This window comes from Larkinella harenae, assembly GCF_054780515.1.
Map to the genome: position 1 here is coordinate 1,445,716 of NZ_BAAGWE010000002.1, position 12,666 is coordinate 1,458,381.

The window sequence follows — 12,666 nt, forward strand, 5'->3', positions numbered from 1 at the left end:
TTTGCATCACACCACACCTCAGCAAAGCAATAAACATAAGTGTGGTGTAGTGTGGTACAAAAATAGAAATTAAGACTTTTTACGCAAAAAATAGTGTATATTATTCCGTAAAAAATCCAATACCATAACCACAACCTTCTGTCAGACAGGCAGATAATTTTTGTATGAATTCAGGAATTTCGGTCGATAGCGCGCTTCAAGTGCCAGTCTATAAGCAATTGATTCAGTCTATTCAGCAACTCATCCAGGAAGGGCGCTATCAGGAGGGCGACTTTCTGCCGTCGATGAACGAGCTGAGTGCCTCACTCGCCATTTCCAAGGAAACCGTCAAAAAGGCGTATTCCATTTTACGGGAGAAAGGCATCATTGAATCGGCGCAGGGCAAGGGCTTTTACGTTGCGGGGCAACGTAACGCGGGGAAGATCAAGGTGCTGATGCTCTTCGACAAACTCAGCACGTACAAGTTTGTCCTGTACCGATCTTTCATCGAAAACGTGAGCGATCATGTTCAGGTCACCATCCACCTGCACAATCAGGAGGTTACGCTCTTTGAAAATCTGCTGGAGGAAAATCTGGGCAACTTCGATTACTACATCATTACAGCCCATTTTCCGCTGGAAAAAACCGTACAGGACCGGGTGCTCCGGCTGTTGAAAAAAATCCCAAACCGCAAGCTGATTCTGCTCGACCGCCATCTGGACCAGCTTTCGGGTAATTTTGGTTCGATCTACCAGGATTTCGAACCGGATGTGTACAGCGGTTTGCTGGAGGGCATGCCGTATTTGAAAAAGTACCAAAAACTCCACCTGATTTCCTCGTCTGGCAGCTTGTACCGTTCGCTGATCAAAGAAGGAGTTCGGAAGTTTTGCCGGGATCAGCATGTTGCCCACGCGTTTCACGATACCATCGACGAAACCGCCATCACGGTCGGTAATGTGTACGTCATTGTGAACAGCCAGCTCGATAACGAACTCATCGAAATCATCCGCATTGCCAAGGCCAAAGGATTCAAGATTGGCGACGATATCGGCATCATTTCGTACAACGAAGCGCCCATCAATGAGATTATTCTGGACGGTTTGACGGTTTTATCGACTGATTTCCGGGAAATGGGCCGCCTGGCCGCTGAGATGGTTAAATCCGGCAAACTGGCGAAGCAAAAAAACCGCTTTGGCCTCATTGTCCGCAAAACGTTGTAAAACCGCCCATCAGGGCGTTTCCGATACCTGCCGGTTTTCTTCCGGTTTTTCCTGCCGACGCTCGCCAATCTGCTGGCGCCACATGGCGTAATACAATCCTTTCTGATCGAGCAGCTCGGCGTGGGTACCGGTTTCGGCAATTTTTCCGCGTTCCAGCACAATGATTCGGTCGGCGTGCAGAATAGTCGACAGGCGGTGGGCAATCAGGATGGTGATCTGTTCGCGCCGGGCCGAAATGCTGCGGACGGTATCGGAAATGGCTTCTTCGGTCAACGAGTCCAGGGCCGAGGTCGCTTCATCGAAAATCAGGAGACGTGGATTTCGGATCAGGGCGCGGGCAATGGAAATCCGCTGTTTTTCGCCCCCCGACAATTTCATGCCGCCTTCGCCCAAAACCGTATCGATCCCTTTGTCGGAACGCGCAATGAGCTGATCACAGGATGCCTTGTGCAGGGCTTCGCGGATTTCCTCATCGGTTGCGTCGGGTTTGACAAACAGCAGATTTTCCTTGATCGTACCGGCAAACAACTGCGTATCCTGTGTCACAAAACCGATCTGCCGACGCATCGGGTTGTAGCGAATCTGGCTCGCCGGAACGTCGTTGAAGTAAATTTCGCCCGAAACCGGTTTGTACAGCCCCAGCAGCAGTTTCACCAGCGTCGACTTGCCCGAACCCGACGGACCCACAAACGCCACGGTTTCGCCCATACCAATCCGGAAGGAAATGCCATCCATCGCGTTTTGTTTAGCCGTTTGATGCCGGAACACGACATTCTCAAACCGCAGATGCTCCAGCACCCCAAAGTCAATGGAATCGTCGGGCCGGCGCTCGATGGGCTTCTGCATCAGGTTGTCGAACGAGTTGAGCGAGGCTTCGGCTTCGCGGTAAAACAGAATGATGTTGCCCAGATCCTGCAAGGGTGCAAAAATGGCGGTCGAGATGAATTGCATCGAAATCAGTTCGCCGGTCGTTAGTACATCCCGGAAAATAAGCCAGAGCAGGGCAAACAGAATAGATTGTTTCAGCACGTTCAGGGTGGTTCCCTGGAAAAACGAGAGTTGGCGCACCTGCCGCGTTTTCTCCATTTCGAGGTCGTAGATTTTCTGCGTGTATTGCTTCAGCCGCCGGATTTCCGGGAAGGTCAGCCCCAGGCTACGGACCAGTTCGATGTTACGCAGCGATTCGGTGATGGCCCCCGACAGCTTCACGGTTTGCCGGTTAACCGCCCGCTGTACGGTTTTGATCTGTTTGCTCAACAGGCCGGTCAGTCCGCCCAACACCAGAATACCGATAATAAAAACGGGAATCAACGCCCAATGCTTGGTAATGGCGTACCAGATCAGAAAGCCCATGCCAACGATGGACGAAAACAGGACGTTGATGAAGGCGTTGATAAACTTTTCGGTATCAGTCCGGACTTTTTGCAGGAGTGCAACAGTTTCGCCACTCCGTTGTTCTTCAAACTCCTGAAACGTCAGCCGGAGCGTTTGCTTCAATCCATCATTAAATACCTGCGTACCAAACTTTTGCACCACCTGCCGCGTAAAGTATTCCTGAAACGATTTGGCGAGCCGCGCCAGCGTAGCGATTCCGACGGCTGCCAACAGCCAGAACAGAACCCCACGAACCAGTTCTTTTTCGGGCCGAATTGCCGGTTTGGTTGCGTATTCGTCAATGATTTTTCCGAAGATCAACGGATCAATCATCGTCAGGATCTGGCTGATCCCCGCCAGCCCCAGCGCAACAACCACCTTCCCCCGGTGCGGTTTGAGATAAGACCAAAGAATATGCATAAGGGTAGGACACGAAATAAACCGGTTTTGTTCTGCATCCAGGTAGTACGGAATAAACTGGAGATAAAACTGGAATTTTCAGCTATTTTATCAAGAAAGTACGGTCAATATTAAAATATTAGCCATGATGACTAAGAATACGCTTTCTTTGCCGATTCATTCCTATAAGAAAATGAACAACCGCGCACTGATATTAACAAATGGCTTATTGGCTACCCCGAACGCCAAAACCGCCCACGGACTCATTCGGGACAGTGAACGTTACAGCATTGTAGGAGTCATTGATCCGCCTACGGCGGGCCGGGATGCGGGCGAGGTGCTGGACGGTAAAAACCGCCAGATTCCGGTTTTTGCTTCGCTGGAAGATGCGCTGGCGCAGGTTGGACCCGTGCACTACGGGATTGTGGGTGTGGCCACAACAGGCGGGATTCTGCCGCTGGAGGTCCTGTTTTTGATTGAAACCTGCCTGCAAAACGGCATCTCGGTCGTTAACGGCCTGCATGATTTACTGAACGACCGCCCCCCGCTGGTCCAGCTGGCAGCCGAACATAAGGCGGAATTGATTGATATCCGGCGACCCAAGCCCCGCGCCGAACTGCACTTCTGGTCAGGCGACGTTTTCAATATTACGGCCCCGATCATTGCGGTTCTGGGTATGGATTGCGCCATGGGCAAACGGACTACCACCCGTCTTTTGACCCAGGCCTGTCAGGCGGCTGGCCTGAACGCCCAGATGATTTATACGGGCCAGACCGGCTGGTTGCAGGGCGGGAAATACGGTTTTATTTTCGACTCTACCCTGAACGATTTTATTTCCGGCGAAATCGAACACGCCCTGGTGTCGTGCTGGCAGGAAACCGGTGCCGATGTGCTACTCATTGAAGGCCAGTCGGCCCTGCGGAATCCCAGCGGACCGTGTGGACTGGAGTTCATCGTTTCCGGCAACGCCCGGCACGTGGTACTCATGCACGCGCCCAAACGCCGGTATTTCGACTACGAACCGCATTGGGGCGAAATTCCGTCGGTGGAATCAGAAATTGAAATCATCCAGAAGTTCGGCGCGGAAGTTATTGCACTGGCGCTCAACACAGAGGATTGTACGCCCGAAGAAGCCAACCAGTTTCAGCAGGAGTATACCGAGCGGCTGGGCATTCCGGTGCTGTTGCCGCTGGAAGAAGGCCTGGCTCCGGTGGTGCCGCAAATCCGTCAGGTAATCGAAAAAACCGTTCATCATGCAGATTAAATCCATTCGCGCCTTCCGCCGGGACCTGGCTCTAACCAAACCGTACACGATTGCTTACCAAACCATTTCTGCCGTTGAAAACATCTTCCTGACTGTTGAACTAGCCAACGGAATCATTGGCGTTGGAGCGGCCAACCCGTCGCCGGAAGTAGTGGGCGAATCACCGGACCAGACGCTGATCAATCTGCAAAGTGACGCTATCCAGCAGTTTATCGGGCGCGACATCCGGCACGCGCTCCAGCTGATCGACGAAGCACAAATTCTTTTTCCGAATTTACCCGGCACGCTGGCGGCTTTCGACATTGCGCTACACGACGCCCTTGGGCAGTTTCTGGGCATTCCGGTGGTTGAATTATACGGGCAGAAAGTGAAAGCATTGCCTACGTCGGTGACGATTGGCATCATGAACGTAGCCGAAACCCTGGAAGCCGCCCGCAACTATATGGAGCAGGGCTTTCGGGTGTTGAAAGTGAAAACCGGCCTCGACGTGACCGAAGACATCGGACGGATTCGGACCCTGCGCGAACAATTTGGCCCGGACCTCGTGCTGCGCGTCGATGCCAATCAGGGGTACAATGCCGATCAGTTGATTCGCTTCATCGGCCAGACCGAGGACGCCAATGTGGAGCTGATCGAACAACCGCTGACCGTGGGTACGGAGGACGAACTCCGGGCATTACCCCAAGCGATCCGACAACGGCTGGCGGCTGATGAATCGTTGAAAGGTGGTGAAGCTGCGCTGAAACTGGCGCAGCAGCCGCAACCTTTCGGTATTTTCAATATCAAGCTTATGAAATGTGGCGGTATCCGGGGCGCTTTCGACATTGCGACGGTGGCCCGTTTGAGCCAGATTGAGCTGTTCTGGGGCTGCAACGACGAGAGCATTGTCAGCATTACAGCGGCCTTGCACGCGGCTTTTGCCTGCCCGAACACGCGCTACATTGACCTCGACGGTAGCCTTGATCTCGCCGAGGATATTGTCAAAGGCGGTTTTATCATCGAAGACGGTTTAATGCGGCCCAACGGTTTGCCGGGTCTAGGCGTCACTGATCTAACGCTGTAGCCCATGAAGCCCGTTGCCCAACTGGCCCGCGTCCTGAACTTACCGACGGCCATCATCCTGGTCATCAGTACGATGGTTGGGTCGGGTGTGTTCAAGAAAGTGGCGCCGATGGCCGCCGAATTGCAGTCGCCCGGCCTGATTCTGCTCTGCTGGCTACTGGCCGGCCTGGTGAGCCTGGCGGGTGCGCTGACCAATGCCGAAATGGCCGGGATGTTTCCGCAGTCGGGCGGGGAGTATGCGTACTACCAGAAGGTTTACAACCGGTTTTTTGCTTTTCTCTACGGCTGGAGCAACTTTACGGTGGTCCGGACGGCCTCCATTGCGGCATTGGCCCACATTTTCGCCCAGTCGCTGATCGGCTTACTGGCGTTGTACGATGACAACGGTTTTCTGACCAAGGGTGTCGCTTCGCTGCTGATCGTTTTGTTGAGCCTGATCAATTACCGGGGCATCCGTTTTGCGGGCGGGGTTAGTTGGGCGCTGACCTGCGCCATTTTACTGACCATTCTTGGACTGAGCCTAACCGGTTTCAGTTCACCGCTGGGAAGTCTGGCTAACCTGAGTCATAACAGCCCCGGGTTCGACGGTGGTGCCATTACGGGGATGGTTCTGGTGAAAGCCATGTTCGTGGCCTCGCTGGGGGCATTCTGGGGGTACGATGGCTGGAACAACATTGCGTTTATTGGCGAAGAAATCAAGAATCCACAGCGAAATCTGCCACTGGCGCTCGGCTTCGGAACCTTCTTTGTTATGGCTATCTACCTGCTGTTGAACGCCATGTATGTGTATGTAATACCCATTGAAGAATTGATGGCCCTCAGTCGGACGCCGGAGAAAATTGCCGCCGTTGAAGTTATCCGGCGGATTAGCGGAGCCACCGGGGCCACGCTGGTATCGGTTCTGATTTTGTGCACGACCTTCAATGCCACGAACAGCACCATCCTGACTTCGGCCCGGATTTACTACGCGATGGCCCGCGACGGGTTATTTTTCCGCTCCGTCTCCCGAATTCATGCCCAGTTCCAGACGCCCTCGGTCTCGATCGTCTGGCAGGCCGTTCTGTCGGTGGTGCTGGTGTGGTCCGGTACGTTCGATCAACTGACGGATATGCTGGTCTTTGCGTCCTTTATCTTCTATGGTGCCACCGCGATAGGGGTTATGCTTTACCGTCGCTCTCACCCAGACCTACACCGCCCCTATCGGGTCATTGGTTATCCGGTGTTGCCCATCGTTTTCTGTCTGTTCTGCCTGACACTGGTGATCATCACCCTTATTGAACAACCGCGCGAAGCCCTGATGGGCCTGGGATTGATTGCTACCGGTATTCCATTCTACTTTTTCTGGCAGCGGCAGAGCCGTGCATAAGCCCCACCCCTGCCCCGGGTTATACCCGAAATCATCCCCAGTCAACTCTTCCGGGGTTGGGTACTAGGAAACAGGCTGACTGCCACTACCGGTGCTGCTTCTTAAATTCCATTGGGTTCTGTCCGGTTAACTTTCTGAAAATCCGGTTGAAGTACGACAGGCTCTCGAAACCACTGGCAAAGCAGGCTTCCGTGACGGTTTGCCCAGCCAGCAACAACCGCTTGGCTTCCCGGACGCGGTGCTGATTGACAAATTCCGTAAACGTGGTGCGCGTCATTTTCTTGAAATACCGGCAAAACGCCGGAACGGTCAGGTGCGTTAGGTCGGCGAGTTCGGCCACCTCGATCTTTCGCCCGTAATGTTCATCGATAAACCGGTACACACGCTGGAGCCGCTGCTGCTCCTTGAGGTTATAGGGCGACTCAACCGGGCGGCTGTTGAGCAGGGTGTATTCGGGCGACATTGCCAGCAGTTGAAAAATTTCCAGCAACTCAATCAACTGCCGAAAATGCGATAGCTGGTGAAACCGTACCAGCCGTCTGCCCACCTGCCGCTTCGTGCTGCCGTGAAACGCAATGCCTCGACGCGCCTGTTCAAAAAGCCGGGCGATGTCGGCCAGCTCCGGCATCCTCTGAAAATTATCGCGCAGAAAATCCTCACGCATCTGGATCACCACCTTCCGATAATCCGTCCGAACCCCGTAGTCGAAGTTGAGGTGCGGAATATAGGAACCGATAAAAACGAGGTCGCTGCCTTCGTAGCGTGAAAGATGGTCGCCCACATGCCGGGGGCCATCGGCGTTTTCAATAAAAACCAGCTCGTATTCCGGATGAAAATGCCACAGGAAAAAATCATTCAGGTGCGGAGTCAGCAGCAACCGGAACGAGCTGTCGGTATCGGCTTGTATTTCTTCCAGATAAGCTTTCATAGCGAAACGGATTTGCACAAATTTATACAACGGCACCGTTATAATTACCCATAAATATCAATATTGTTCAACTAGTGGCAAGTCCAGTTGTAGTTCTCAGCGGTCCCGGGCCACTACCTTTGTCCTATTCAATCTTAAACCAATACCATCTTATGGAAACGATGACGCCGACAATGAATCCAACCATGATTCCGAACAATGCCCACACGGAGATTCCGGGAAACCCATCGACGGCCACCAGCAGTCATCTCAACCTCAACGACCGCTCGAACGGAAAACCGTTGCGCGTGCTGTCGGAAGACGACTGGACATTCTGGATTGAAAACGGGTACATCGTCATCAAAAATGCCGTGCCGAAAGAACAGGCCGAACGGCTGGCTCAACTGCTCTGGGAGTTTGAAGAGAAGAATCCCAACGATCCCGAAACCTGGTATGCGCCTGCCCGGGCCGAGATGAAAATGAAGGAATTGACCAACAGCGGCATGGTCGAAATCTACAACCACCAATACCTCTGGGACAACCGGCAGTATCCGCGCATTTACGACGCGTTTGTGGATATCTGGGGCACCGAAAAACTCTGGGTTACCATCGACCGCGCTAACCTGAACCTGCCCGCCCGGCCCGGCTTTGAGTTCAAAGGGTTCATTCACTGGGATTACGATCCGGAAACCAAACCGCAGAACGTGCAGGGTGTGCTGGCGCTGGCCGATCAGACCGACGAGAACATGGGCGGTTTTCAGTGCATTCCCGAGCTGTACCGCACCTACGATACCTGGAAACTCACCCAACCCGCCGACCGCGATCATTTCAAACCCGACATCACTGGTTTCGGATTGGTGAAGGTGAAACTGGAAGCCGGTGACTTACTGATTTTCAACAGTACACAACCGCACGGTATCCGCCCGAACCAATCGGGCAACAAAGTCCGGATTGCACAGTACATTTCGATGATGCCCGCGCAGGAAGACAACGAAGCCCTGCGGCAATGGCGCATCACGTCCTGGCGCGAACGCAAAGCCCCCGAAGGTTACGCTTTCCCCGGCGACCCGCGCGGCTGGGAACAGACCCGGTATTCAACCGCCGAACTAAGCGAGCTGGGCAAAAAACTGCTGGGCCTTGAAAAGTGGTAATCCATCCGCGGTTTTCCGGCATAAACCGGTGGCTATTTCAAAGGCGGTTTTAACCGGTTCAGATAAACGATCCGGCACTTTGCATAAAATGACTGAGGATGCCCCCCGCTTGTTGTTACTTTCACGGTAAGAAGAAAAGCCAGCGAAGCAAGGCTGGCTTTCTCCTGCCCGATAACAACAAACTACTGATGTCCTCTTTACCATCTCAACCGCCGGTGCGACCGGTTCAGTTGGCCATTGCCGGTTTGAGCAGCTACGTTGCCACACCCACGCCCATCGCCGAATGGGCCGAATCCTTTCAGGTGCCGGATCGCCGTGATCCCGCAAAGTTTCTGGACGGACCGATGGTGGAAAAAGTGCTGGGCGTCCGGTCGAAAAGCTGGGCTCCTGAGGTTTTTCAGAACCAGGACGTGGTTACGGAAGTGGCCCGGGAAGCACTGGCGAATGCGCAGATTTCGGCCCGTCAGGTGGATGCTGCGATCATTGTCACGTGTTCGCCCTATCAGGTCCTGCTCGACCAGGATGCATTTTATTTCCTGAAACGGTTACAGATTCCGGATTCAGTGGTTCCGATTCAATTGGGGGCGGGTTGTGCCGGAATGGCCCGTGCCATGCAGCTTGCCACGCAGCTTTCGGCCGAAAACATTCTGATTGTGGCCTATAGCCTAAGCAGTCTGTACACCCAGACGCCCCTTTACAAACAGAATCCAGTGCATCCGCTGGGCCGGTCGCTCTGGATGTCGTCGGCACTTTTTTCCGATGGCGCTTCGGCGCTGGTACTGCGTAAAAATGGGTATCGGGGCGGCCTGGCCTTCTACTCCCGCGATTCGCTGTCGTTTGGTGCCGAAGACGGTTTCGACGATCCCCTGATTCATTACATGGGCGGGGGCGCGCTGAATCCGCCGGGTCAGGCCCAATCCGAGGAGCTTTCCTGCTTCGGGATGGCGGGCGACCGCGTAAAGGAATACTACATGAAGGGCATGATGCTGAACCACCAGACGCTGATTCACAACCGCCCGGATTACCTGACCGAAGTCCGGAAGATTTATACGCACCAGGCCAGTCCGGTACTCACCAACGGTTTTCTGAATCATCTGATTGAAACCTGCGGTATTCCTCGCTCCAAATTTGGTGTCAATGTGGAATTGTACGGTAACCTGGTAGCGACCAGCACCGTTAAGCTCCTCCACGACGACCTGACCAACGGCCTGGTCCAGACGGGTGATGAGGTTTGTATCTCCGTGGTGGGGGCCGGACCAGAACGGGGCGCTTTTATCACCCGAATTACTTGAGTTTTATTTGTCTAACCTATGAGAGAGTAACGGGCCTTCGTTTGTTCAGAAGGCTCGTTTTTTTAGGCGTCACCCCCGGTCATGCAGCCAGCGGGCCAGCTGATCCCGGTAAGCGGGCCCGATCGGAATGGTTCGATGCGGCAATTGAAGGTGTGCCCGGCCCACCCGCTGGATCTGCTGCGTATTGACGGCAAACGAACGATGTACCCGCATGAATTGCCCGGCGGGCAGCAACGCGAGTAGTTCCGGCAAGGTGGTTCGCACCAAAACCGGCTTACCATCCTGGTGAACTTTCACGTAGTTATCGGCGGCTTCCAGATAACCGATGGCCTGGGGTTGCAATCCGATCCACTCGTAGCCATCTTTCACAAAAACCGGTTCAGCCACCGATGGGCGAACTTGAAGCCGCTCCTGAGCCTTGCGGCAACTTTGCACAAACCGGTCGAAGGCAATGGGCTTGAGCAGGTAATCCAGCACATTCAGTTCATAACTCCGGAGCGCGTGTTCGGGATAGGCGGTGGTGAACACAACGAGCGACTGATTTCCCAGCGATTGCGCGAAATCCAGCCCCGTTAGCACCGGCATGTTGATATCCAAAAACACCAGATCAACCGAATCCGTCCGCAGGTAATCGAGGGCTAGATTGGGGTTGGTGAAGGTTTGCTGTAACTGCACGTACGGAATCCGCTGCGCAAAGGTGCGAATGACATCGAGTGCTACTGGTTCATCATCAACAGCAAGGCAACGGAGCATAACCAGCGGGTTTAGAAAGGACTTTTTATGAATTCGAAAGATACGGTTTCAGACGGAAAGTTGGAGTTTCAGTTCAACCCGGAATACGCCGTCAGCTTCGCCGGTCGTCAGCGTATGCTGGTTGGGATACAGCAACGCCAGGCGCTTTCGGACGTTGAGTAAGCCAATACCGCTGCTTTGGCGAAAAACCGTTTTGGGAACCAAACTGTTGAGCAGTAACATGGTCAGCATCCGGTTTTCGACGTCCAGTTGCAAATCCACAAAGCAGGGGCCGTCGGTCCGAATACCGTACTGAAAGGCATTCTCCACGAACGGAATCAACAGCATCGGGGCAATCTGGGCGGTCTGCCCGTCGGTACGGATCTGGAAATCAATCAGAATCAGGGGGTGCTCGGGAACCCGCTTCCGCTGAAAGGCCACGTAATCCCGCAGAAATTGCAGTTCATCCGCCACCGGCACCTGTTCGTTGGCACCGCTCTGGGTCACATACCGCATCAGGTCGGTTACCTGGGTTAAACTTCGGGCCGCTACGGACTGCGCTGGCAACGCGGAAGAATCAGCCAGTTGTTGCAATTGAGCCGTCAGGTTTTGGGCTTCGGCCTCCTGATGCCGGTCGGCCCGTTGCTGGTGCCGCTGCAACGCCCGGTTTTCAACCAGCTCCTGAACCGTCTGGTACAGCCAGCCGCTCAGCAAATAGATGATCCCGAACAGCCCCAGCATTTGTCCTCCTCCGCTGCGCCGACTCCAGATACGTTCCCAGATTTGCAAACCCGTGGAATCTAGGCTCAATTGCCAGATTTTCTGATTAGCATCTCCGAAGCCATGACCGGGAAAGTCGTGTAAACTCAAATAGATTGAAAAGTACATCCGGACCAATCCTAACATCCAGTGAACCGCCAGCAGCAGCGCCAGGCCAATCAGATAAAGCCCGTACCGTTTTGCCAGAAAATAAGGACGGTAAGCGAAGCGGTAATGCGCCCAGGTCAGGAAGGCAAAAATCAGGCTGCGAAAAAAAGCACCCGATGGATTAATTAGAACTTTATACCCCAAAAACTCCCAGACGGTTTGCCGGGCAGAATCATAGTAGAAATTAAAGTGGTCCAGCGTGTAATACAGGAAATTGATACCCGCAATCAGGCAGGCCGTTAACCGGGCCGTGCGCCAGACGTCTGGTTTAAGAACGGTTTCGGCAACGGGCGGCCGGTTCATCTCCCGCGCCCGGGTGGCCAACTCCTGCAAGCGGTCGGCCAACTCGTTGAACCCTTCCATCAACGCCTGCCCGTAGACGGTATTCAAGGCATTGAAGAAAAAATGAGGACTCATCTGGGCCTGCAAAGCCGCCAGCTCGGCCTGCCGATTGGCCCGGCGTCGGGTACGAATCTCGAAGAAAACGTAGATAAGCGCCAGAAAGCTCGTCAACAGAAACTGGCCAACCAATACAAAATAAATGCTAACTCCTTTTGATTCCATGACGCTCAGGAAGTGTTCTTTCCACTGCGGCCAGTAATAAGCCAGCGAGGTGATATGGCGCAGATACGTCGGCAAGTCGCGGGCGCTTTCATCGGTCCAGGTGATGCCGAAAAGGAGAAACCCCGCTAACAGGAGCAGAAACAACGGTATTCGGCCCAGATAAGCCCTGTAGCGTCCGGCGAGTAAGTACGGATAAATCAGGTAGCGGTAGTTGATCCAGATCACGGCAGAAAAGGTCAGTGTGATCAGCATTCCCTGCGTCAGCCGCTGTGCGAGAGAAGGAGATTCCGCTTCGGAAAACAACAGGATCAATAGGACCAGAAACTGCCCGGTGAAGATCAAGTAATTGCGTCGGATCGCTAGCATGGAGACGAAAATGGAAAAAGTTGCAACAAAACAAATTCCAAACGTGCCGCCCTGCAAAAAAAA

General features: G+C 53.8%; 10 protein-coding genes. 6 read left to right on the forward strand and 4 right to left on the reverse strand.

From position 1 onward, the window contains the following. The first annotated feature begins 164 nt into the window (after positions 1–164). On the forward strand, positions 165–1,199 hold the full coding sequence (locus ACYVH9_RS16950) for a GntR family transcriptional regulator (RefSeq protein ID WP_460637557.1): 1,035 nt from the start codon (positions 165–167) through the stop codon (positions 1,197–1,199). A 9-nt stretch (positions 1,200–1,208) separates the two neighbouring features. Here ACYVH9_RS16950 and ACYVH9_RS16955 read toward each other — a convergent pair whose 3' ends face one another. Next, positions 1,209–2,993 carry an ABC transporter ATP-binding protein gene (locus ACYVH9_RS16955; RefSeq protein WP_460637558.1) on the reverse strand — a complete coding sequence of 595 codons (1,785 nt, stop codon included), beginning with the start codon at positions 2,991–2,993 and terminating at the stop codon, positions 1,209–1,211. Between the two features lie 172 nt (positions 2,994–3,165). On the opposite strand from ACYVH9_RS16955, the gene ACYVH9_RS16960 reads away from it, so the two are divergent. The 3 genes from ACYVH9_RS16960 to ACYVH9_RS16970 are packed head-to-tail and all read left to right on the forward strand — an operon-like array spanning position 3,166 to position 6,664. Next, positions 3,166–4,236: a DUF1611 domain-containing protein gene (locus ACYVH9_RS16960; protein ID WP_460637559.1), complete on the forward strand. Its 1,071-nt coding sequence runs from the start codon at positions 3,166–3,168 to the stop codon at positions 4,234–4,236. Then, complete coding sequence (locus ACYVH9_RS16965; protein ID WP_460637560.1) at positions 4,226–5,299, forward strand: mandelate racemase/muconate lactonizing enzyme family protein; 1,074 nt, start codon at positions 4,226–4,228, stop codon at positions 5,297–5,299. The genes ACYVH9_RS16960 and ACYVH9_RS16965 overlap by 11 nt, the downstream gene beginning before the upstream one ends. Before the next feature lie 3 nt (positions 5,300–5,302). Beyond that, positions 5,303–6,664 (forward strand): APC family permease, encoded by a 1,362-nt coding sequence (locus ACYVH9_RS16970; protein ID WP_460637561.1) that lies wholly within the window; start codon positions 5,303–5,305, stop codon positions 6,662–6,664. Between the two features lie 85 nt (positions 6,665–6,749). On the opposite strand, the gene ACYVH9_RS16975 is transcribed toward ACYVH9_RS16970, so the two are convergent. Further along, complete coding sequence (locus ACYVH9_RS16975) at positions 6,750–7,592, reverse strand: helix-turn-helix domain-containing protein (RefSeq protein WP_460637562.1); 843 nt, start codon at positions 7,590–7,592, stop codon at positions 6,750–6,752. Positions 7,593–7,744: 152 nt separating this feature from the next. Here ACYVH9_RS16975 and ACYVH9_RS16980 point away from each other — a divergent pair, with 152 nt between their 5' ends. Continuing rightward, a complete protein-coding gene (locus tag ACYVH9_RS16980; RefSeq protein WP_460637563.1) occupies positions 7,745–8,722 on the forward strand; it encodes a phytanoyl-CoA dioxygenase family protein in 978 nt (325 codons plus the stop codon). A 188-nt stretch (positions 8,723–8,910) separates the two neighbouring features. Continuing rightward, positions 8,911–10,014, forward strand: a complete 1,104-nt coding sequence (locus ACYVH9_RS16985; protein WP_460637564.1) for a 3-oxoacyl-[acyl-carrier-protein] synthase III C-terminal domain-containing protein — start codon at positions 8,911–8,913, stop codon at positions 10,012–10,014. A gap of 69 nt (positions 10,015–10,083) precedes the next feature. Here the strand turns inward: ACYVH9_RS16985 and ACYVH9_RS16990 are convergent, their stop codons facing one another. After that, a complete protein-coding gene (locus tag ACYVH9_RS16990) occupies positions 10,084–10,767 on the reverse strand; it encodes a LytR/AlgR family response regulator transcription factor (protein WP_460637565.1) in 684 nt (227 codons plus the stop codon). Between the two features lie 48 nt (positions 10,768–10,815). Beyond that, on the reverse strand, positions 10,816–12,603 hold the full coding sequence (locus tag ACYVH9_RS16995) for a histidine kinase (RefSeq protein ID WP_460637566.1): 1,788 nt from the start codon (positions 12,601–12,603) through the stop codon (positions 10,816–10,818). Between the last annotated feature and the right edge of the window lie 63 nt (positions 12,604–12,666).